Here is a 19,503-nt window from a genome sequence, read left to right on the forward strand (position 1 = left end):
AGACGCGGCGCGTCTTTCCCGTCCCCCCGGCGATGGATGAAGCGTAGGTGGCGAGCTCAGGCCACGAAGAACTGGTAGCCCTTGCCGTGGACCGTCTTGATCCAGTCGGCTTCGCCGCCAAACTCGACGAGCTTTTTGCGCAGGCGGCTGATGTGCACGTCGATGGTGCGGTCGAGGCCGTCGTACTCGCGATCGAGCAGGTGACGGTAGAGCTCATCGCGGCGCACGGTGGTGCCGGAGCGCCTGGCGAGCATCCAGAGCAGGTCGAACTCAAAGGTGGTCAGCTCGACCAGGGTCTCATCGATGGTGGCCTGGCGGGCGCGTCGATCGATGAAGAGCGGACCCATGTTGAGTTTCTTGGAGTCACCACCGGCCACCGAAAGATCGGTGACTTCGCTGATCTGCTCAAGGCGGCGCAAGAGCGCTTTGAGGCGGGCCAGGAGCAGGGGCGGTGAGACCGGCTTGGTGACGTAGTCGTCGGCGCCAACCTCCAGCCCGCGAATGTGGTCGTTATCGCCGTGGGAGCCGGTGAGCATGATGATGGCGCCCATGTATGCGGGACGCACCGCCTTGCACACCTCAAAGCCGTCGGAGTCGGGCAGGCCCAGATCCAGGAGCACCGCGTCGGGGTTCTCGCTGCGGATGCGCTCAATGGCGCGCTCCCCACTATGCTCAACCTGCGTTTTATAACCCTCGACTTCCAACAGCTCGCTGAGCGCGCTTGCCAGGCCGGGGTCGTCCTCGACGATCAAGACAGTCGCTTCACTTTCCATCATGCCAACAGTCTCCTCAGGAAGACGCAAAATCTAATTCGTGGCGAGTTAAGCTCAATGAGTGCTCGCCGGAGGGGGCGGCTGCAGTATCCGGAAGCATTGCATCGTTCTGCGCGGCGACAAACCCCTCCGGCAGACGTTATCGCGGCGGAACTATAACACCGGGGATAACTTCGGGCGCGGGGCGATTGCAGTATTTTACAAGATTTCACAATGGGCGCCAGCGCAACGTTCAAAAAGAATGAAAGCCGCGCCCGGGGCGGGCGCGGCTTCAAACTTAACAGCTGTTAAGAGTGCGGAATGCGCTCAGGGGATGGTGAGGGTCTCCTCGGGAACCTCGACGGTGACTGTGGTGCCGATGTCGACGCGGACGCGGTAGGTGAGCTTGGACGCGTCGACGTCGGCGTCGGTAACGCTGGCGGCGTTTGCGGCGCCGAAGGTCTCCCAGACAACCGGGTCGGCGGCCAGGCTGGCGCGCTCCCAGGTGAAGGAGAGGGAGGTCGCGGGGCGGAACCCGGTGGCGTCGGCCGAGGCCGAGGCGTCGATGCCGCTCTCGCCGCGGGCGATGACGTAGACGGTGATGGGCGCACCGTCGACGGGGGTGCCGTTGGTGATGGTGAGCGCCATGTCGTTGTTGACCGCGTCGTAGGTGCCGTCGATCGGGTCGAAGGTGTAGGTGGGCGCGTTGGCGGGAATCGCTGTCGAGCCGGCGGAGGCCGACGAGCCGATCTGGGAGTCATCGCTGGCGTCGAAGATGTCGTAGCCGGTGATGGTGGGAGCGGCGCGTGAGCCGGTGGCTTCGTTGGACGCGTCGGAGGATCCGTCATTGGTCAGGGCGCGCACAGTGTAGTTGTATGCGGTGCCGGCGCTGGTAGCGGGGGGCGTCCAGCTAAGGTCAACCTGGTCGGGGTTGGAATTCGAGGCGCTCAGATCGGCGACAGCGTCGATGGTTCCGGGGGCCGCAGAGGTGTCGGCGTAGGAGGTGACGTCGCCCACGGAGTCGAGTGAGGCGCCGTCGCGGAAGATCTCGTAGCCGGTGACGGCGGGAGCGGCACGCGAGCCGGTGGCCTCATTGGACTCGGCCGAGGGGCCGACGTCGCTCAGGGCGCGGACGGTGTAGGAGTAAGTAGTTCCGGCGTTGCCTGTGGCGGCGCTCCAGGAGAGGTCGACCTGGGCGGCGTTGGTGGAGGAGGCGGTGAGGCCGCTCGGAGCGCCGGGGGTGCCGGCGTCGGCAGAGGCGTCGGCGTAGGAGGTGACCACGCCCACGGAGTCGAGTGAGGCGCCGTTGCGGAAGATCTCGTAGCCGGTGATCTCGGGAGCGGCGCGCGAGCCGGTGGCGGCGTTGCTGTCGGAACTCTCGCCAGAGACGTTGAAGGCGCGCACGGTGTAGGAGGCGCTGGTGCCGGCGGAGGCCGAGGCAGCGCTCCAGCTAAGGTCGACCTGGGCGGCGTTGGTGGAGGAGGCGGTGAGGCCGCTCGGAGCGCCGAGGGTGCCCTCGGTGGCGGTGGTGTCGTCGAAGGTGGTCTGCGAGCCGTCGGTGACTTCAGCGATCTCGGTGCCGTCGCGGTAGACGCGGTAGCCGTCGGCGCCGGCGACGGCGCTCCAGCTCAGCGCGACGAGATCGGTGTCGTTGGTCGAGGCGGTCAGGTTGGTGGGCGGCGTGGGGATGGCCGGGTCGGTGGTGAAGGACAACTCACCGGAGTAGGAGGTGCCGGTGGCGTTCACGATGAAGGCGCGCACGAAGTAGGTCGTGGCCGGGTCGAGGTCGGAGAAGGTTTCGGTGAATGTGCCGGTGGCGGTGGGAGCGCCGCGCAGGGTGCAGTCGGTAGCGCCGGCGGCCGGGTACTCGACGCCGGCCTGGGTGCTGATGCAGATGCCGTGCTCGGTGGCGGCCGGATCGCCCAGACCGGTGACGTTGGCGTTGATGGTGGCGGCGCTGATGCCCACACCGGTGATGTCGACCAGGGTGACCTGGGCGCCGAAAGCGCGGTAGCCGGCCTGGCCCGGCGTGGTGACCGAGGGGGCACCCGGAGCGCTTAAGACCACGCGGTAGAAGCGCGTCTCACCGGTTGCCGGGGCGTCGAAGTCGCTGTAGGTCGCCGAGGTGGCGCCGCTGATGTCCTGGTAGTCGCCTTCCTGATCCTGGTCGGAGCTTGTGCGCTGCCACTGGTAGGTGAGGTCTTCGGTGCCGCGGAAACCCGAGACCTGGGGGCTGGGAGCGCCGGCGTTGGCGTCGGCCAGAGCGCGGACGCGGTACTGGCGCGGCTGGCCATCTGCCGTGGTGCTGCCGCTGATGCTCAGCTCGACGCGATCGGCAAAGTCGCCAGCGCTCACCTCGGTGGTGCCGGCGGTGATGGTGCCTTCGGGGGCGTCTTCGTCCAGGTAGTCGGTAACAAGGCCCACATCGATCCAGGTGCCGTCGTCGATCTGAACTTCGTAGGAGGTCGGCGTGGGTGCGGGAAGTTGCGCGGTGACGGCATCCGAAGGATCGCTGTCGGCGTCGGGGTACGAGGCGATGATCTCGTAGCTGAGCTCATCGCCGGCGCTACCGGTTGCGGCGGACCAGGTCAGGCGAACGCCGCCGGTCTCAGTGCCCTGGGTTGCAGCGAGGTCTTCGTAGCCGGAGAGGGTGCCGGCGGGGGCGTCTTCGTCGGCGTAGGTCGTCTCACTGACCACGGCGATGGAGGTGCCGTCGCGCAGAACCTCGTACTCGACGATGCCCGCGGCCTCATCCCAGCTCAGGGTGATGACGTCGCCGTCGACGGTGGCGGTGACGTTGGCCGGCGAGGGGGCCAGGGTGATGAAGGCCAGGGTGTTGCCGTAGCCCGAGTCGGCGTCGCCGTCGATGAAGTAGGTGGACACGTTGTAGCTGGTGCCCGGGTTGAGACCTTCAACGCTCAAGGAAAACTCGCCAGGGGCGCTGAGAGCGGTCTCAATGGCCATGCAGTCGGCGTTGTCGAGCGTGGGGCTCTCCTCGGTCGCGGACCAGCAGAAGCCCAGCTCGCTGATGCCCTCGACGGGAAGCTCAGCCAGCTCGCCATTAAGTTGCGCGCCATCGGCGGTGATAGCGGTGGGGGTTGTGGTGATGACGTCGGTTTCCGGGCAGGGGGTCTCGCCCGAGCAGACCAGCTCGGCGCCTTCGCACTGGTACTGGTCGAGGTTGCAGGGGCCGCAGGGATCGCCCGGATCGTTCTCCAGCACCTGGATGCCGCCGCAGGCGTTGAGGTCGGCGTCAGGGCCGACATCGGGGAGCTCGGTGCGCAGCACACAGACACCGGCCTGGCACGCTTCATCGGGGAAGCAGTCCTGGTCGATCTCACAGACCTGGTCGTTGAACTGAGGCTCACAGCCTAACAAGCTCGCCGCTGCGCTCAGGGTGAGGGCGGCGCGCGCGAAGATGGAGAAGCGTGGGGTCATTGCGAGGTCTCCTGCCGAGATTTGGGGCGTCGCGTCCGGTCTGGAGCGCGGCAAACATAAAGCGATATCACGATCAGGGTTGAGCCTAGTACAAATAGAAACGAGTGTCGACGCGTTGCGCCCGAGCGCGTGCTGCGGCGTTGAATGCGGCGGTGGTGTGCGCACTCTTAGGGGCGCTTAGCTGTAGGAAGTTCTGATGATGGGATGCGAGAGACTATGGATGTGTCGATGAGGGTAGCGCGGGGAAGTACGCCCGGGTGGCGGCGGGGCGGCGAGGTGTGGCGATGATGGAACCCGGGTTTATGGAGAATCTGGGGTGGATTATCTGCGCCTCGACCCTGGTGGTGTTGCTGGCGGATCGCCTGCGGGTGCCCTCGATTGTCGCGTACATTGTGACAGGACTTCTGCTGGGGCCGGTCTTCGGGCTGCTGGAGGTGACGCACGCCGTAGAGCTGATCGGGGAGGTGGGCATCGCGCTGCTGCTCTTTGTGGTGGGGCTTGAGCTCAGTCTGGAAAAGATCCGGGACGTGGGAAAGGTCGCCGCAGTGGCGGGCCTGACGCAGGTGGGGCTGTCGGCGGCGGGCGGCTTTGGCATTAGCTACGCGCTGGGATACGAGCCGATGCAGGCGTTGTTGCTGGGCATTGCGGTAACGTTTAGCAGCACGGTGGTGGTGGTCAAACTCGTCGATCATAAGGGGGAGCTCGACGCGCTCTACGGGCGGATCGCGGTGGGGATCTTGCTGGTGCAGGATATCGTCGTGGTGCTCGCGCTCACGGTGCTTGCCGGCGTGTCAGAGGGGGGCGGAGATGTTGGGGCCGGTGCGCTGCTCTCGAGCGTGGGCTTTGCGCTGGGCGGTACGGCGATGCTGATGATCGCGGCGCTGGCGGCCTCGCGTTGGGTGTTGCCTCGACCGATGGGGTGGGCGGCGCGGTCGGCCGAGACGCTCTTTATGTGGAGTCTGGGCTGGTTCTTTGTGTTCGTGCTCGTGAGTTATGTGCTCGACTTGAGTCTGGAGATCGGGGCGTTTCTGGCCGGGCTGAGTCTGGCGCAGTTGCCTTACAGCGAGGAGCTTAAGCGGCGAGTGCACCCGCTGATGAGCTTCTTCATCGCGATCTTTTTTGTGACGTTGGGCTTGCAGGTGGACCTGGGCTCGGCGCGGCAGGGGCTGGGGGTGGCGCTGGTGCTCTCGGCTTTTGTGATGATCGGGAAGTTCCTGATCTTCATGGTGACGGTCAGCCGAAGTGGGTATGGGGAAGGCACAACCTTTCGCACGGCGGTGTCGCTGGCTCAGATCAGTGAGTTCGGGTTTATTTTTGCCTCGATGGCGCTCTCGGCGAAGTTGATCGGTGAGGAGGTGCTCTCGATTGTGGCGGTTGTGGGGCTGCTGACGATCGCGCTCTCCTCGATGTTCATCCAGTACAGCGATCCGCTCTATGCGTGGCTGCACAAGAGGGGGTGGTTGCGGATCTTCGGGGCGTACACGAATCCCGAGGAGGAGGTGCGCAAGGAGGGGGCGCGCGATCACGTGATCATCGTGGGGATGAACCCGCTGGGCAGAGAGCTTGTGCGTTATCTGGAGGGGTGTGGCGAGCAGGTGGTGGCGATCGATACCGACGTGGCCAAACTGCAAGATCTTCCGGCGGAGACGATCCTGGGCAACGTGGAGCACGGTCCGGTGCTGGAGGAGGCCGGGCTTGCGCATGCCCGCGCGATCATCAGCGCGCTGCATATCGATGATACCAATCGGGTGGTGGCGCTGAAGGCCCGGCGGGCGGGGGTTCCGGTGGCGATTCATGCGTTTGACGGGGCGCTCATCAGCGAGCTTGAGGCGCTGGGAGTCGACTATCTGATCACGCCCCGTGCCGATGCGGTGGAGCAAGAGTGGGAGCGTTTGAAAGCCTCGTTGTTGGAGAATGGAAACGGGCAGGGGTCTGCGCATGATTGAAGTGGCGGTGATTGTCTTTGGGGCTGCGGTGGCTTTCGGGCTGGGGCGAGGGTTGCGCATCCCGGTGATGCCGCTGCTGATCGTGGCGGGGCTGCTCTTTTCGCTCACCGGCTTGCTCGATGACCGTGAGGTGGTCGGTGCGATGCTGGAGATGGGGCTGACCTTTCTGGTGTTCACCGCGGGGTTGGAGATGGCGCCGTCGCGGGTGCGCGAGCAGGTGGGGGCGGTGTGGCGGGTGGGTCTTGCGCAGTTTGTCTTGCTCGGCGGGCTGGCGATGGTGGTGTTGTGGCTGGGCGGTCAGAGTGTGGAGGAGTCGCTCTATGTGGCGCTGGCGGTTGCGGCGAGCTCAACGCTTGTGGTGGTGCGGCTGTTGCGTCAGCGGCGCCAGATTTTTGAGCCGCTGGGACGGATGCTCATCGGGGTGTTGCTGCTGCAGGACGTGCTGATCATTCTGGGGCTGGTCATCGTCTCGGGGCTTGCCGAGGGGCCGGCGGTGGTGCTGCAGCGCGTAGGAGGAGGGACGCTTGTGATGGGGCTTGCAGCGTTGCTCTACTGGCAGGTGCTGCCGCGGTTGATCGATCGTTATGAAGATGATGATGAGATCGGGTTGCTGATTGTCGTCGCCACGCTCTTTGCGATGTTGGGGCTGGCATCGCTTGTCAGCGTGCCGATTATTGTGGGTGCTTTCGCCGCGGGGCTGGCGCTCTCATCGTTTCCGACCAATGCGCTGGTGCGGGGGTTGATCGGACCGCTGATCGACTTTTTTATGGCGCTCTTCTTTGTGGCGCTGGGGGCGTTTCTGGTGGTGCCTTCGCCGGAGGAGCTGCGGGTGGGGCTGGGGCTGGTGGTGCTCTTGTGGGTGGTGACCCCGGTGGTGGTCGTGCTTGTGGCGGAACGCGCCGGATTTACAACGCGCGGGGCGGTGGAGGCGGGGCTATTGCTGGCACAGACCAGCGAGTTTTCGCTGGTGGTGGCGCTGCAAGGGGTCACCAGCGGTCAACTCAGCGAGGGGACGTTGACGATTATTACGCTTGTGACGGTGGTGACCATTGGTCTGACGCCCTGGATTTCAGGACGGGGGCTGGTGCGCCTGGGGATGCGGTTGCATCCGCGGCCGCGGGCGGTGGAGGGGAGCACTGATCGCGAGGATCATGTGGTGGTGATTGGCCTGGGGGTTGCCGGCGCGATGTTGATGGAGAAGATTCAGGCCGCGCAGATGCAAGCCGTGGGGCTGGATTATGATCCCGGGGAGGTCTCGAATCTGAGGGAGCGCGGCTATCAGGTGGTCTGGGGTGATGCTGACGATCCGCGGGCGTTGGACGCTCTGAATCTCGGGGGGGCGCGCGCGGTGTTCATCACCACGGGCAGGCTCTCGCATGTGGAGCAGGTCGCCGAACGTGTTGGCGAGGAGACGCCCATCTGGGTGAATCTGATGGACGACTCCCAGGTGAGCGCGTGTGAGGCGGTGGGGGCGCATACGGTGAACTACTCCCGGGCGTCGAGTCGCCGGGTGATGGCGTGGTTTGAGAGCTTGAACTCGGGCGAGGCGTCATCCTGACGACGATGGTGGCGAGGGGGGGACGATGGTGGGAGGCGTGTTCTGGCGCGTGGTGCTTTTCGGGGTTTTGTGGTGGGTGTGGGCCGGCGACAAGCCTGCGTCATGGTGGTTTGGGGCGCCGGCGGTCATGTGCGCCGCGATCATGGCAGCACGCCGGGTGCCGGCGGAATCCCATGCACTGAGTGTGAAGGGGCTTGTCGCGTTTTTGTTTTATTTTGTGCGCGCCTCGTTGCAGGGGGGCGTCGATGTGGCGTGGCGGGCGTTGAGCCCGCAGATGCGACTTCATCCGGGCTTTCTGGAGTATCCGATTCGCTTTGAGGCTGGGGGGGCGCCGGCGGTGTTTTTCGCCAACATCATCAGCCTCTTGCCGGGCACGCTCAGTGTGCGGTTGGTGGGGCACTCGGTGATGGTGCATGCCATCGATTTGCGCGCGCCTGTTGAGGCGCAGCTGCAGGAGCTGGAGGCGCACGTCGAACAGATGTTTGGCGGTCCGGGCAGGGAGGGGCGATGATCGTGGTGGTTGCATTGGTGATGGGGAGTTTTTCGGCGGCGATCGTAAGGATCTGGCTTGGCCCCAGCGGCGCGGACCGAATGATGGGCGCGCAGCTCTTCGGAAGCTCGGGGGCGGCTACCGTGCTGGTGCTGGCTGCGATGCTGAATGACTGGTTGTTGGTCGACGTAGCGCTGGTGTTTGCGTCGCTGGCGGCGGTCACGGTGGTGGCATTTGTGGAGCGCACTGAGCGGGCATCGAGCCCGGAGTGAGGGGGCGATGGAGGGGGTGAGGGCGGTGCTGGCGTTGGTGCTGATGATGATCGGGGCGCTCTTCTTTGTGGCCGGTTCGGTGGGGATGCTGCGCTTTCCCGACGTGTATACTCGCCTTCATGCGTTGACCAAGGCCGACAATCTGGGGATGGGTTTGGTGGTCCTCGGGTTGAGCCTCAAGGCGCCGGGATGGCAGCCGGTTCTCAAGCTGGTGTTGACCTGGATCTTCGTGATGATCGCCGGGACGGTCTCCTGCCATCTGGTGGCGCGGGAGGCCTATCGCCAGGGGGTAAAGCAGGAGGATGGGGGGGAGCCGTGATTGTCTTCGATGTCGTGCTCACGTTGACGCTGTGGGTGCTTGCGGTGGGGGCGGTATCGCAGGCGGATCTTTTTAAATCGGTGGTCCTCTTTGTGACGCTGGGGGTTGTGGTGGCGGTGGCCTGGGTGCGTCTGGGGGCGGCAGATCTGGCGATGGTGGAGGTTGCGGTGGGAGCCGGGGTGACCGGTGCGTTGTTTCTGAACACGCTGGGGTATCTGGAGCAGGGGCGGGGCGAAGGGGGGGCAGATGAAGACGAGACGGGCGTTTGAGACGGGGGTGGCCCTGGCGAGTCTGGGGCTGGGAGCCCTGGTCGCGCTTGGCGCGATGCGTCGCCGATCTCTAGGGCCCGCCGCGGGTCATCTCGTGCGAGACCGGCTGGAGGAGAGCGGGGTCAGCAGCCTGGTCACTGCGGTGCTTCTGAACTTTCGGGCCTACGACACCATGCTAGAGGTGGTCGTGCTGGTGGTGGCGTTCTGGGGGGCGTGGTCGTTGCGGCCGATGCACACCCGCGTGCCCGAGCGCGAGACCGATCCGATCTTGTTACGGACGGTGGGAGGCATGCTGCCGGTGCTCTGGTTGCTGGGGATCTATCTGTTGTGGGCGGGAACCAGCCGTCCGGGCGGGGAGTTCGCCAGCGGTGCGGTGCTGGGCGCAACCGGCGTGCTCACGTTGCTGATTGGCGAGCGGGTTCCGGGGACGGGGCGTCGGGTGGTGCGCAAGGTGCTGGTGGTTGCCGGGGTGGTGGTTTTTATGATCGCCGGGGTCGTCGGAGCGCTAGGTGCGATAGAGGGGCACGAACTCTGGAGTTACCCGGCGGAGGAAGCGGGGCGATGGATCGTGGCGATTGAGGTGGCCGGCGCGGCGACCATCGCGTTTGTCCTGATCGGGCTGTTTGCGGGGGGGCGAGAGCGCCTTCATGGGGCTGCATCCGTGCGCTCGGAGGAGGGATGATTCCATCGGAGATCTATGTGGTCGCCGGAGCCGGGCTGGTGTCGGTGGGGTTATTTGCCTGGGTGGTGCGACGTCATCTGGTTCGTCGGATGATGGGAGTCAACGTCTTGAGTACAGGCGTCTTTATGATGCTCATCGGAGGTGCACGACGCGTGGACGGTGTGCCGGACGCGGTGCCTCAGGCGATGGTGCTTACCGGGATTGTGGTTGCAGTGAGCGCGACGGCGTTGGGGCTGGCGTTGATTCAGCACATCTATGAGCATCGGAGCCAGCAATCTGTGGGAGAGAGGGGGCCGCTTTGAGCTCGCTTCCGCTGATCAGCGCCGCGATCTGGGTGCCCCTGCTCGGGGCTCTCTTCGTGTCATTGTGGCCGCGTCGCTATGCTGCGCTGTGGGGGATGGGGGCAGCGCTCGTGAGCGCGACTTCAGCGTTGGGACTTGTGGTTGCGGTCGCAGTGGCAGGGCCACGTCGCGAGCGCCTGGGTGGATGGGGGGCGCCGGCGGGTATTGAGCTGTGGGTCGACGGTCTCTCGGCCTTGATGATCGCGATGACGGCGGTGGTCGGCCTGGTCATCAGCGTTTACGCGGTAGCTTACTTTCGGGCCGCCGATGGAGCGGCCGACTCGGAGCGCCGGGAGATTGATCTTCGGCGCGAGGCCTACTTCTGGCGGATCTGGCTCGTGGTGTGGGCGGCGATCAATGCGGTGTTTGCTTCTGCCGACCTGTTCAACCTCTACGTCACCCTGGAAGTGGTGGGGCTGGGGGCTGTCGCGCTTGTGGCGCTGGCCGGGGGGCGCGCGCTGCCCGCGGCGATGCGCTATCTCTTTGTGACCTTGAGCGGCTCGCTCCTCTATTTGCTGGGCGTGGTGTTGATTTACAGCGAGGGAGGGACGCTGGCGCTCTTTCAGGCCGGTGAGATGCTGGTGGTGGGCGCGCTCAGCCAGGCGGCGCTGGTGGTGATGGTGGTGGGACTGGCGCTGAAGACGGCGCTCTTTCCCCTGCATTTCTGGCTGCCGCCGGCGCACGCTGATGCGCCGGCGCCGGTGAGTGCGCTGCTCTCAGCGCTGGTGATCAAGGTCACGTTCTACATCCTGGTGCGATTGTGGGTGGTCGTGTTTCCCCCGGAGGTGAGCCAGCCGGTGGGGGAGATATTGATGATTCTGGGGCTGGTCGCGGTGATCTGGGGCAGCTGGCGGGCGCTGCGGCAGGAGCGCTTAAAGATGCTGGTGGCGTACTCGACGGTCGCTCAGGTGGGGTATCTTTTTCTGGTGTTCGGGTTAGGTCCGCGGGCCGACGGGAGCGCGGGGTGGCAGGCCGGGGCGTATTTTGCGATCTCGCACGCCTGCGCCAAGGGAGCGATGTTTCTGGCCGCCGGGGCGATCGCGCGGGCCGTGGGGCATGACCAGATCGAAGAGATGCGCGGGGTGGGGGCACAGCTTGCGCTTCCATTCTTCGCATTCGGCCTGGGAGGAATTAGCCTGATGGGGTTACCCCCCAGCGGCGGCTATGTCAGCAAATGGTTGTTCATCACGTCGGCGGCAGCGACCGGAGATGTGATCGTCGTTGTGGCGGTGGCGTTGGGAGGGCTTCTGGCGGCGGCGTATGTTTTTCGGGTGCTGGCGTTGGCCTTTGAGCGCGCGCCGCGGGAGGGGGCACCTCCGCTGCGTCCGATCCCCTCCACGCTGGGGTGGGCGGCGTTGGCGCTGGGGGCGGTCGCGGTGGCGTTGGGACTGGCCGCCGGCGCTCCGCTGGCACTTCTGGAGGTGGGCCTGCCCTTCGGTCAGAGTTTGGCCGAAGGAGTCACCCCTTGAGCGTCCTTTTCTGGCTACCGCTGGCGGTTGTGCTCAGCTCCATGATCCCGGGGCTGGCGATCTTTTTGCTTCGTGAAGATCAGGTCATCACCCGCACTACCCTCAACGTTCTGGGCGCGCTGACCAAGCTCGCCCTCATCGCCGCGATGGTGCTCGGCGTCTACCGCGGGCAGCTCTACGAGACGCGCTTTCCGCTGATGCCCGGCTTTGACCTTGTGCTTCACGCCTCGGCCCTTCCGATGCTCTTTGTGGTGCTCTCGGCGGTGCTCTGGCTGATCACCACCATCTACGCCATCGGCTATCTGGAGCGCTCGCCAGGGCGTAGCCGCTTCTTCGGCTTTTTCAGCGTATGCGTCAGCGCGACCACCGGGATCGCGCTCTCCGGCAACCTCTTCACCTTTGTACTCTTCTACGAGCTGCTCACCCTGGCGACCTACCCGCTGGTGGTGCATCGCGGCACCCGTGAGGCGCTGCGCGCCGGCAAAATCTATCTCGCATACACGCTCACCGGGGGCACCGTCTTGATGGTTGCCGTCGTGTGGATGCACGCCGTGGTGGGGCCCTTCGACTTTATGGAGGGAGGGGCGTTGGCCACCCATTTTGAAGATCATCGCCAGGCGCTGACGATCCTCTTCTGGGTGATGGTGGCGTCGCTGGGGGTGAAGGCGGCTCTGGTGCCCCTGCACGGCTGGTTGCCGGTCGCCATGGTCGCGCCGGCCCCGGTCAGCGCGCTTCTGCACGCGGTCGCCGTGGTCAAGGCCGGCGCCTACGGCATCGTGCGCCTTGTGTACGACGTATACGGCATCACCTTTGTGCGCGATCTGGGGTTGGGAACGGGCCTGGCAATCTGGGCGTCGATCACCATCATCTATGCCTCGTTGCGGGCGCTCTCCCAGGACAAACTCAAGCGCATGCTGGCCTATTCGACGGTCAGTCAGGTCGCCTACATCATTCTCGGCGTGGGGCTGGGCGGGCCGCTGGCCAGCGTCGGGGGCATCGTGCACCTGGTGCACCAGGGAGTGATGAAGATCACGCTCTTCTTTTGCGCCGGTAACCTGGCGGAAACGCTGGGGATTCATCGCATCTCCCAGACCCGTGGGGTGGCCCGCCGCATGCCCTGGACGATGGCCGCCTTTACGGTCGGCGCGCTGGGGATGATCGGGGTGCCGCCGCTGGCGGGCTTTATCTCCAAATGGTCACTGGGCACGGGCGCTGCGGCAAGCGGATCGCCCTGGGCGCTGGCCGTGCTTGCAATCTCCAGCGCGCTTAACGCGGCCTACTTTTTGCCGGTGGTGTTTCGGGCCTACTTCCAGGAACCGCTCCGTCCCTGGCCGCGGGAGAGTGAAGCCGAACGCTTTGAGACCCACCTGAGCCTGCTGCTGCCGCCGGTGATCACCGCGCTCTTTGTCATCGCGATGGGGCTGGCGGCGAGCAGCACCTGGAGCCCGCTCTCCTGGGTGGAGCTGTTAGTGGCGCGCATCTATCCCGGTCCGGCGTCCGGGGCAGGGGGAATGTAGCCATGGAAACCATGGTGGAGATGAAGGTGGTGGGCCTTATTCTCGCGCTGGCCTTTCCTTTGCTCGGGGCGCTCTTCTCGGCGCTGGGAGTGGCGAGACGTGCGCTGCTGGCCGGTCCCCTGTGGGGGGCACCGGCGATCGCGAGTCTTTTCGTGGTGGGCGCAAAAGAGGGCCAGGTGCCCACGCTCTTGCTCGACGCGCGTTCTGGTCTCGACGCCACGTCGATGGCCTTTCTGGCGGTCAGTGCGATTGTGTGGTCGATGGCGGCGCTCTACGCCGGCGCCACGATGGCCCCGGAGGGAAACCTGCGTCGTTTTGGCGTCTTCTTCTTTGGCGCGATGGCGGGCAACTTCCTGCTGATCGGCGCGCTCGACATGATCAGCTTTATGTCCGGCTTTGCGCTGATGAGTTACGCGGCCTACGGGCTGGTAGCGCACGCGATGAGCGTCTCGGCCTGGCGGGCGGGCCGTGTCTATCTGGTTCTCACCGTCGCCGCCGAGCTGGCGTTGTGGGCGGGCGCGGTGCTGGCCTGGTCGATGGCCGATACCTGGGAGTTGGCTGAAATTCGCCAGGCCCTGGCAACCTCCGAGGGCGTTGCACCTCTGGCGACGGCGCTGATCTTTGGCGCCTTCGGAGTCAAGGCTGGTCTTGTTCCCCTGCATGTCTGGCTGCCTCTGGCCCACCCGGCCGCTCCCACCGCTGCCAGCGCCGTGCTCAGCGCCGCGATGATCAAAGCCGGCGTGCTCGGTTGGCTGCGCTTTTTGCCCCTGGGCCTCATCGAGCTTCCCACCCTGGGCGCGATCGCCGTTGGGCTGGGCGCGCTGAGCACCTTTGGCGCTGTCATCATCGGGCTGATGCAAACAAAGCCCAAGACCATCCTCGCCTACTCCAGCATCAGCCAGATGGGCTACGTCGCCTTGCTGGTCGGAATCGCGGCGCGCTGGCCTTCGACCTACCCCACCGCGCTGCTCGCGATCGTCGTCTTTGTGGTGCACCACGGGCTCGCCAAAGGGGCGCTCTTTTTGAGCGTGGACGCCGCACCCCGACAGGCCACATCGAGCTCTCGGGCCCGCACCATCGTCAGCGCCGCGCTCGTACTTTTGCCCGCCGTCGCGCTTTGCGGTGCCCCGCTGACCAGCGGCGCGCTGGCCAAATACGCGCTCAAGAGCGTCTCGCACCTCGACGAAGTGAGACTGCCCACCGCCTTGCTCGACGCCTGGCTCGTTGCCGGGGCGCTGGCCACCGGCGTGCTGATGGCGCGCTTTCTCATCGTCATGTGGCGCGCCCGCAATAAGGCCGATTCCCGATCGCTCTCGGCTGTGGGGTTTGCCGCCTGGGTGTGTCTGGCCACCGGTTCGATCTGGGCGCTGGCGCTTGTGCCTCCGGCGCTTCCTGCTGCGTGGATTGGCGGCATTCAGACGCTGACCTCGGTCTGGTCCGCGCTGTGGCCTCTGCTCATCGTCGCGGCGCTGGCCTGGGTGATGCTGGGCATCTCCAACACCTTTGTGCACCGCGGCGTGGGGCGCGTTGCGCCCGGTGACCTCCTCACTCCGACTGTCGCGCTGGGGCTCTACGGACTTCGATGGCTTAATCGCCTCAGCGCGCTTCTGGAGCGCTACTGGACGCGCGGGCTGGCGCGCCTGGGCGATCGCCTCAACGCGATTGAGCTGCGCGTAAAATCCACGCCCGGAGCTCGCTACGAGCTTCTCGCCAGGTGGCTCTCCGGCGAGTGGCTCGCGCTGGCGCTTGCCCTCATGCTCGCCGCGGCGATCTGGCTCAACGCGTAGCGTCATGTTTCGATCTGGGCGCCCTCCGTGGTATGAGAGGCCCGATTGAGGTCGAATGATCGCGCCGCCGGCTCCTCGCCGTGCTCTCGGCGTAACTTCTGAGGATGACGCATGAAGAAACGTGGAATTATTACCCTGGTCGCCATCTTTGGCGCGCTCTTCTTCGGCTTGATGGTCTTTATCGCGGTGCTCATCACCGCGTTCTCCCCCGAGGGCTTCAGCGGCCCCGGCGAGAGCATCGGTGTGGTGGAGGTCGAAGGCACGATTATGGACGCGAAGGATACCATCGAAGACATCCGCCGCTTCCAGAAAGACGACAACATCAAGGCCGTTGTGGTGCGCGTGAACTCCCCGGGCGGCGCGGTCGCCCCCTCTCAGGAGATCTACGAGGCGGTCAAAGATCTTAAAGAGGTCAAGCCGGTCGCCATCTCGATGGGCGCGACCGCCGCCAGCGGCGGCTATTACATCGCCTGCGGCGCCGACACGATCTTTGCCAACAACGGCACGCTCACCGGCTCGATCGGGGTGATCACGCAGTTTTTCAACGTCGAAGGGATCATCAACCGCGTCGACCTTGAGGTGAACACCATCAAGAGTGGTGAGTTCAAAGACTCCGGCTCTCCTTTCCGGGAGTTTTTGCCCCAGGATGAGGCCGTGTTCGCCGAGATGGTCAACGACATCCACAATCAGTTTGTCGAAGACGTCGCCGCCTGTCGCGAGCTCGATGAGGCCACGGTGCGTCGCCTGGCCGACGGGCGCGTCTACACGGGCCGTCAGGCCAAGGCCAATAAGCTCGTCGACGAAATCGGCACCCTGCAGGACACCATCGATTATCTCGCTGCCGAAGTCGGGCTGGAAGATCCGCCCGTGGTCTACCCGCCGGAAGAGAGCATGAGCTTTGTGCAGGAGCTGATGAGCGCCGGCGTGCGCTCAACCGCCGAGGCCGCCCGGGCCGAGGCCGCTCCGCGCGTTCAGCTCCTCTACACCGGCCCGCGGTAAGCCCATGCCTTGCACACGACTTTCCGCCGGTGCGCTCGCGCTGATCATCGGAGTCTCACTCGTCGCCAGCGCGCCTGCCGCACGGGCCGAAGATACGCCGGAAACCTCGGCCGAAGGGCAGGGCGCAGACGACGCTCTGCTGCTGACGCTCGATGAGGTGGAGGCGCGCGCGCGCCGCAGCGACGACCTTCAGGCCGAGCAGCAGGCCCGGCGAGATCACGCCCGCTGGCAGTCGTACCGCGCCGATCGCGCCTGGTGGCCAAAGCTCGAAGCGCAGACCCTGGTGGCTCCTGTTCCCGCCAACGCCGACCCCTCCCGCATCGACGAAAACCTCGACGAGATCCTCGCCCTCAACCTCGGCCCGCTGGTGCGGCAGACGGCACGGGTGATTGTGCCCGTCTATACGTTTGGCCGCATTGGGCTGGCTCAGGAGCTCGCGGAGGTCGGGGTGGACGTGGCCGAGATTCAGGCGGCTGAGGCTGTAGAGACCCAACTTCTCCGCGCTCGCCAGGCCTTCTTCGGACGCCAGCTCGCCGAAGCCTTCGGCAGCCTGCTGACCGAGGGAGAGGCGCTGGTCAATCAGACCCTGCGCGACATGGAAGATGCGCGCGACTTCGGTGAAGCGGACTTCTCCACCGAAGATCTGCGACGCCTTCAGATCTTCAAAGCGGAGCTCGACACGATGGTGCTCGATAACGCGCGCCTTCGTGATCTGAGCGAGTCTGCGCTGCGTTATATCACCGAGGTGGACCAGCCCCTGAGCGTGCCGCCGCTGGATCCGGCGCAGGCGGATATGCCGCTCGCCAGCCTTCAGGCCTGCCAGAGTTTTGCGGAGGCCAATCGCCCCGATCTCAAAAAGCTCGCCGGGGCGATCCGCGCCCGTGAGCTGCAGAGCACGATGGCGCGTCGCGACTTTTTGCCCAACGTCTTTGCGGCGGCCGACTTCGGGTTTGCCTGGTCCACGGAGTCACCGGCTCTGCAGCGCGTCTGCCGTCGGGCGGCGTCGGGCGAGCCCTGTGTGAACGTCGACACGCTGTGGACGCGACCTTACTCAAACCCGCTGAACTCACTGACCTTTGGTGTGGCGTTGGGGCTGCGCTGGAACTTCGACTTTGCCCAGCAGCGCGGCAAGGTCGGTGAGGCCGACGCGAAGCTCGCCGAGCTTAAGGCACAGGCGCGCCGCGCCCGCGGCGCGGTCGCTCTGGAGGTGGAGCAGGCCTGGCGCACCGCCGCGGACGCCCGCGAGCGTCTGCATATTGAGCAGCGCCGACTCGACGCCGCCCGCCGCTGGCGAAACCAGTACGGGCTGACGCAGGAGCTCAGTGAGGCCACCGATATGCGCGACGCCCTCGATCCGCTGCGCGCATATTATGAAGCGCAGGTCGCGGTGCTCGAATCGGCACACAGCTACCTGGATGCCCGCGCGCGCCTTGCTCGCGCTATCGGCGCGCCCTCCCTCGACAGGCTCTCCGATCTGGGCGGGCAGCCTGCCACCAACTGAACTTTCTCATGCGCTGTGTTGAATGAAGACCGCCGGCCCGCTGTCTTAGTGATGAGCGCGGCCAGATGCGTCGCACAAAATGACCGACTTTGCAGGAGCACGACGTATGAAGACCCACACGTCCATCAAACGACTGGTTGCAGGACTGAGCGCCGGCGCGGCGTTGGCACTTTTGAGCCTCAACGCCTGGGCCGATGCGCCGGCTGAGGTGGTTGAAGAGCGCACCTCGGCGATCGCGAAGGTGCTTGAGAAGCCCGACAGCGAGGCGCGCAACGCCGAGCTGACCCGCGAGCTCAACGAGACCCTGGACTTTGCCTATCTGGCCTCACAGGCCTTCGGCGAGCACTGGGAGGCGCGCACCCCGGAGGAGCGCGCGGAGTTTCTGGACCTGCTCCAGCGCATGCTGCAGGCCAACTACCAGGACAAGCTCAGCGGTCGCACGCTCAACGAAGATTACACCATCACCTTTGGCGATGAGCGCACCCGCGGATCGCGCGCCTTCGTGCGTGGCGAGGTGACCCGTGAGGGCAAGACCTATCCGGTGGTCTATCGCCTCTATCAAGATGGCGAGTCCTGGCGCATTTACGACCTTGTCATTGACGACATCAGCCTGGAAGAGACCTACCGCGAAGGCTATGTCCCGATCATCGAAGATGAGGGCTGGGGCGAGCTGATTCGTCTGATGCGCGAGCGCATCGAAGAGATGGAAAAAGACTGAGCCTCAGTCTAATGACCAGGCAAAAAAGAAGCGCCGGCCCATGGAGCCGGCGCTTCTTTTTGAGGTCTACAACCGGCCTTCAGGGAGCCGGGGCATAGGCATCAAACGCGATGCGCTTCTCGCGCATATGCGCCTCGACCTCATCGAGGAGAGCGCGCGACTCCGGATCGTCGGGGAGCACCTCCAGCGCCTCGACCAGCAGCGCGTGGGCCGCTTTCGGATCGGCGTCGCGGCGGCTCTTGAAGAGACGGCTGGCCTCGCTGCGCAGGTTGTAGGCGATGGTGCGGTTGAGGTGAGCCAGCGTGGTCTGCGCGCGCTGCTCGGCGATGGAGCCTTCCGGGAGCTGCAAGAGCATCTCGCGGGCTTCCTCGTGGCGGCCCTGTTCGCTGAGAAGTTCGCCCTGGGCGAGCTTCTCGGCAGCCTGGCGCTCCACATCGACCTGGTCGCGCAGCGCGCGCGCCTCGGCACTTTGAGGCGCGAGTGCCAGCGCCTCATTGGCCGCGGCGATGGCGCCGTCCCAGTTGCCAAGCTCGAGCTGGGTGCGGCCGTCGGCGACGTGCTCGGCGACCTGCTCCTCAAGGCTCGGCGGGGCCTGGGCTTGAGCCTGGCCTTCATTTTCACCGGATCCCACCAGCGCAAAGACCGCCGCGCCGCCCAGCGCCAACCCCAGCAGCACGAGCACCGCAAGACCGGCGTAGGTCGTCATGGCGCTGCTGCTGCCGCTACCGGCAAAGTCGGCCGGGTTAACCGACGCATTGCCCTCCACAAAGACGAACTCCAGGTTACCAAACTCCACGCGGTCGCCCGGCGAGAGCGCCTGCTGCGACTGCACGGCTTTGCCGTTGAGGCGCGTGCCGTTGGAGCTGCCGCAGTCGACTACCGAGTAAAGATCGCCGTGCCGCGCGATGATCGCGTGGCGCCGGCTGATCGAGGCGTCCGAGAGCAGGATGAAGTTCTCGTCGGTGCGACCGATGGTGTTCTCAACCTCCGAGAGGCTGAACTCCTCACCGGCAAACGCATCATTGATGCGCACCAGTTTGTGATGCTCGCTACCCGAGTCGATGAAGAGGGTGGAGAGCACGTTCTGGTTCTGCATGCGCGCCGAGCGCTTGAACTCAAGATAGAGGTAATAGTCGCCGATGCGGATCTGGCTGGCGGTGCCCAGGTCGCGCTGTTGCACCACCTTCTGCCCGTCAACCACGACGCCGTTGGCGCTCCCCAGGTCTTCGATGTAGCAGCGGCCGTCCTGCACGAAAATTCGCGCATGTTCGCGGCTCACACTTCCGGTCGGAAGCACGATATCGCAGGTGTCCAGACGCCCCACCACGTAGGAGCCGTGGTCGAAGGAGAAGGTGTCGGCGACCTGGTTATTCTGGTCTTCGATCGTGATCGTAAACATGATGTTCGCCGATGATGATGGCGGCCGAGCCGAACGCCGCATCCCA

At 65.3% G+C, this 19,503-nt stretch carries 17 protein-coding genes; 14 read left to right on the forward strand and 3 right to left on the reverse strand.

Translation table 11 applies throughout. From position 1 onward, the window contains the following. Window positions 1-56 precede the first annotated feature (56 nt). Both FRC98_RS02925 and FRC98_RS02930 read right to left on the reverse strand, forming a co-directional pair. Window positions 57-776 carry a response regulator transcription factor gene (locus tag FRC98_RS02925; RefSeq protein ID WP_230467209.1) on the reverse strand — a complete coding sequence of 240 codons (720 nt, stop codon included), beginning with the start codon at window positions 774-776 and terminating at the stop codon, window positions 57-59. Window positions 777-1,079: 303 nt separating this feature from the next. Continuing rightward, window positions 1,080-4,190, reverse strand: coding sequence for a fibronectin type III domain-containing protein (locus FRC98_RS02930; protein ID WP_146979793.1), 3,111 nt, complete (start codon window positions 4,188-4,190; stop codon window positions 1,080-1,082). Between the two features lie 284 nt (window positions 4,191-4,474). Here FRC98_RS02930 and FRC98_RS02935 point away from each other — a divergent pair, with 284 nt between their 5' ends. From FRC98_RS02935 to FRC98_RS03000, 14 genes are all read left to right on the forward strand, one after another. After that, window positions 4,475-6,136: a cation:proton antiporter gene (locus tag FRC98_RS02935; RefSeq protein WP_146979794.1), complete on the forward strand. Its 1,662-nt coding sequence runs from the start codon at window positions 4,475-4,477 to the stop codon at window positions 6,134-6,136. Further along, window positions 6,129-7,694 carry a cation:proton antiporter gene (locus FRC98_RS02940; protein WP_230467210.1) on the forward strand — a complete coding sequence of 522 codons (1,566 nt, stop codon included), beginning with the start codon at window positions 6,129-6,131 and terminating at the stop codon, window positions 7,692-7,694. Before FRC98_RS02935 ends, FRC98_RS02940 begins: the two co-directional genes overlap by 8 nt. A gap of 25 nt (window positions 7,695-7,719) precedes the next feature. Beyond that, window positions 7,720-8,205 (forward strand): Na+/H+ antiporter subunit E, encoded by a 486-nt coding sequence (locus tag FRC98_RS02945; protein WP_146979796.1) that lies wholly within the window; start codon window positions 7,720-7,722, stop codon window positions 8,203-8,205. Beyond that, on the forward strand, window positions 8,202-8,456 hold the full coding sequence (locus FRC98_RS02950; RefSeq protein WP_146979797.1) for an MrpF/PhaF family protein: 255 nt from the start codon (window positions 8,202-8,204) through the stop codon (window positions 8,454-8,456). Before FRC98_RS02945 ends, FRC98_RS02950 begins: the two co-directional genes overlap by 4 nt. 7 nt (window positions 8,457-8,463) lie before the next feature. Beyond that, window positions 8,464-8,775, forward strand: a complete 312-nt coding sequence (gene mnhG / locus FRC98_RS02955; RefSeq protein WP_146979798.1) for a monovalent cation/H(+) antiporter subunit G — start codon at window positions 8,464-8,466, stop codon at window positions 8,773-8,775. Further along, window positions 8,772-9,044 (forward strand): Na(+)/H(+) antiporter subunit B, encoded by a 273-nt coding sequence (locus tag FRC98_RS02960; RefSeq protein ID WP_230467211.1) that lies wholly within the window; start codon window positions 8,772-8,774, stop codon window positions 9,042-9,044. Before mnhG ends, FRC98_RS02960 begins: the two co-directional genes overlap by 4 nt. Then, window positions 9,022-9,726, forward strand: a complete 705-nt coding sequence (locus FRC98_RS02965; RefSeq protein WP_146979800.1) for an MnhB domain-containing protein — start codon at window positions 9,022-9,024, stop codon at window positions 9,724-9,726. Before FRC98_RS02960 ends, FRC98_RS02965 begins: the two co-directional genes overlap by 23 nt. Beyond that, window positions 9,723-10,028, forward strand: coding sequence for an NADH-quinone oxidoreductase subunit K (locus FRC98_RS02970; protein ID WP_146979801.1), 306 nt, complete (start codon window positions 9,723-9,725; stop codon window positions 10,026-10,028). Before FRC98_RS02965 ends, FRC98_RS02970 begins: the two co-directional genes overlap by 4 nt. Next, entirely contained in the window at window positions 10,025-11,536 is a 1,512-nt protein-coding gene (locus tag FRC98_RS02975; protein WP_230467212.1) for a complex I subunit 5 family protein, read from the forward strand. The genes FRC98_RS02970 and FRC98_RS02975 overlap by 4 nt, the downstream gene beginning before the upstream one ends. A gap of 41 nt (window positions 11,537-11,577) precedes the next feature. Beyond that, entirely contained in the window at window positions 11,578-13,053 is a 1,476-nt protein-coding gene (locus tag FRC98_RS02980; protein WP_370469234.1) for a complex I subunit 5 family protein, read from the forward strand. A gap of 2 nt (window positions 13,054-13,055) precedes the next feature. Next, the gene (locus tag FRC98_RS02985; RefSeq protein WP_146979803.1) at window positions 13,056-14,840 is read left to right on the forward strand and encodes a complex I subunit 5 family protein; all 1,785 of its coding nucleotides are present in this window, start codon (window positions 13,056-13,058) and stop codon (window positions 14,838-14,840) included. A gap of 111 nt (window positions 14,841-14,951) precedes the next feature. Then, window positions 14,952-15,839, forward strand: a complete 888-nt coding sequence (gene sppA, locus FRC98_RS02990) for a signal peptide peptidase SppA (RefSeq protein ID WP_146979804.1) — start codon at window positions 14,952-14,954, stop codon at window positions 15,837-15,839. A gap of 4 nt (window positions 15,840-15,843) precedes the next feature. Continuing rightward, the gene (locus FRC98_RS02995; RefSeq protein WP_146979805.1) at window positions 15,844-17,340 is read left to right on the forward strand and encodes a TolC family protein; all 1,497 of its coding nucleotides are present in this window, start codon (window positions 15,844-15,846) and stop codon (window positions 17,338-17,340) included. 106 nt (window positions 17,341-17,446) lie between these two features. Further along, window positions 17,447-18,058 carry an MlaC/ttg2D family ABC transporter substrate-binding protein gene (locus FRC98_RS03000; RefSeq protein ID WP_230467213.1) on the forward strand — a complete coding sequence of 204 codons (612 nt, stop codon included), beginning with the start codon at window positions 17,447-17,449 and terminating at the stop codon, window positions 18,056-18,058. Between the two features lie 79 nt (window positions 18,059-18,137). Here the strand turns inward: FRC98_RS03000 and FRC98_RS03005 are convergent, their stop codons facing one another. After that, window positions 18,138-19,457 carry an FHA domain-containing protein gene (locus FRC98_RS03005; protein ID WP_230467214.1) on the reverse strand — a complete coding sequence of 440 codons (1,320 nt, stop codon included), beginning with the start codon at window positions 19,455-19,457 and terminating at the stop codon, window positions 18,138-18,140. Between the last annotated feature and the right edge of the window lie 46 nt (window positions 19,458-19,503).

Origin of the sequence: Lujinxingia vulgaris, from assembly GCF_007997015.1 — a bacterium.
In the GTDB taxonomy this organism is placed as follows: domain Bacteria; phylum Myxococcota_A; class Bradymonadia; order Bradymonadales; family Bradymonadaceae; genus Lujinxingia; species Lujinxingia vulgaris.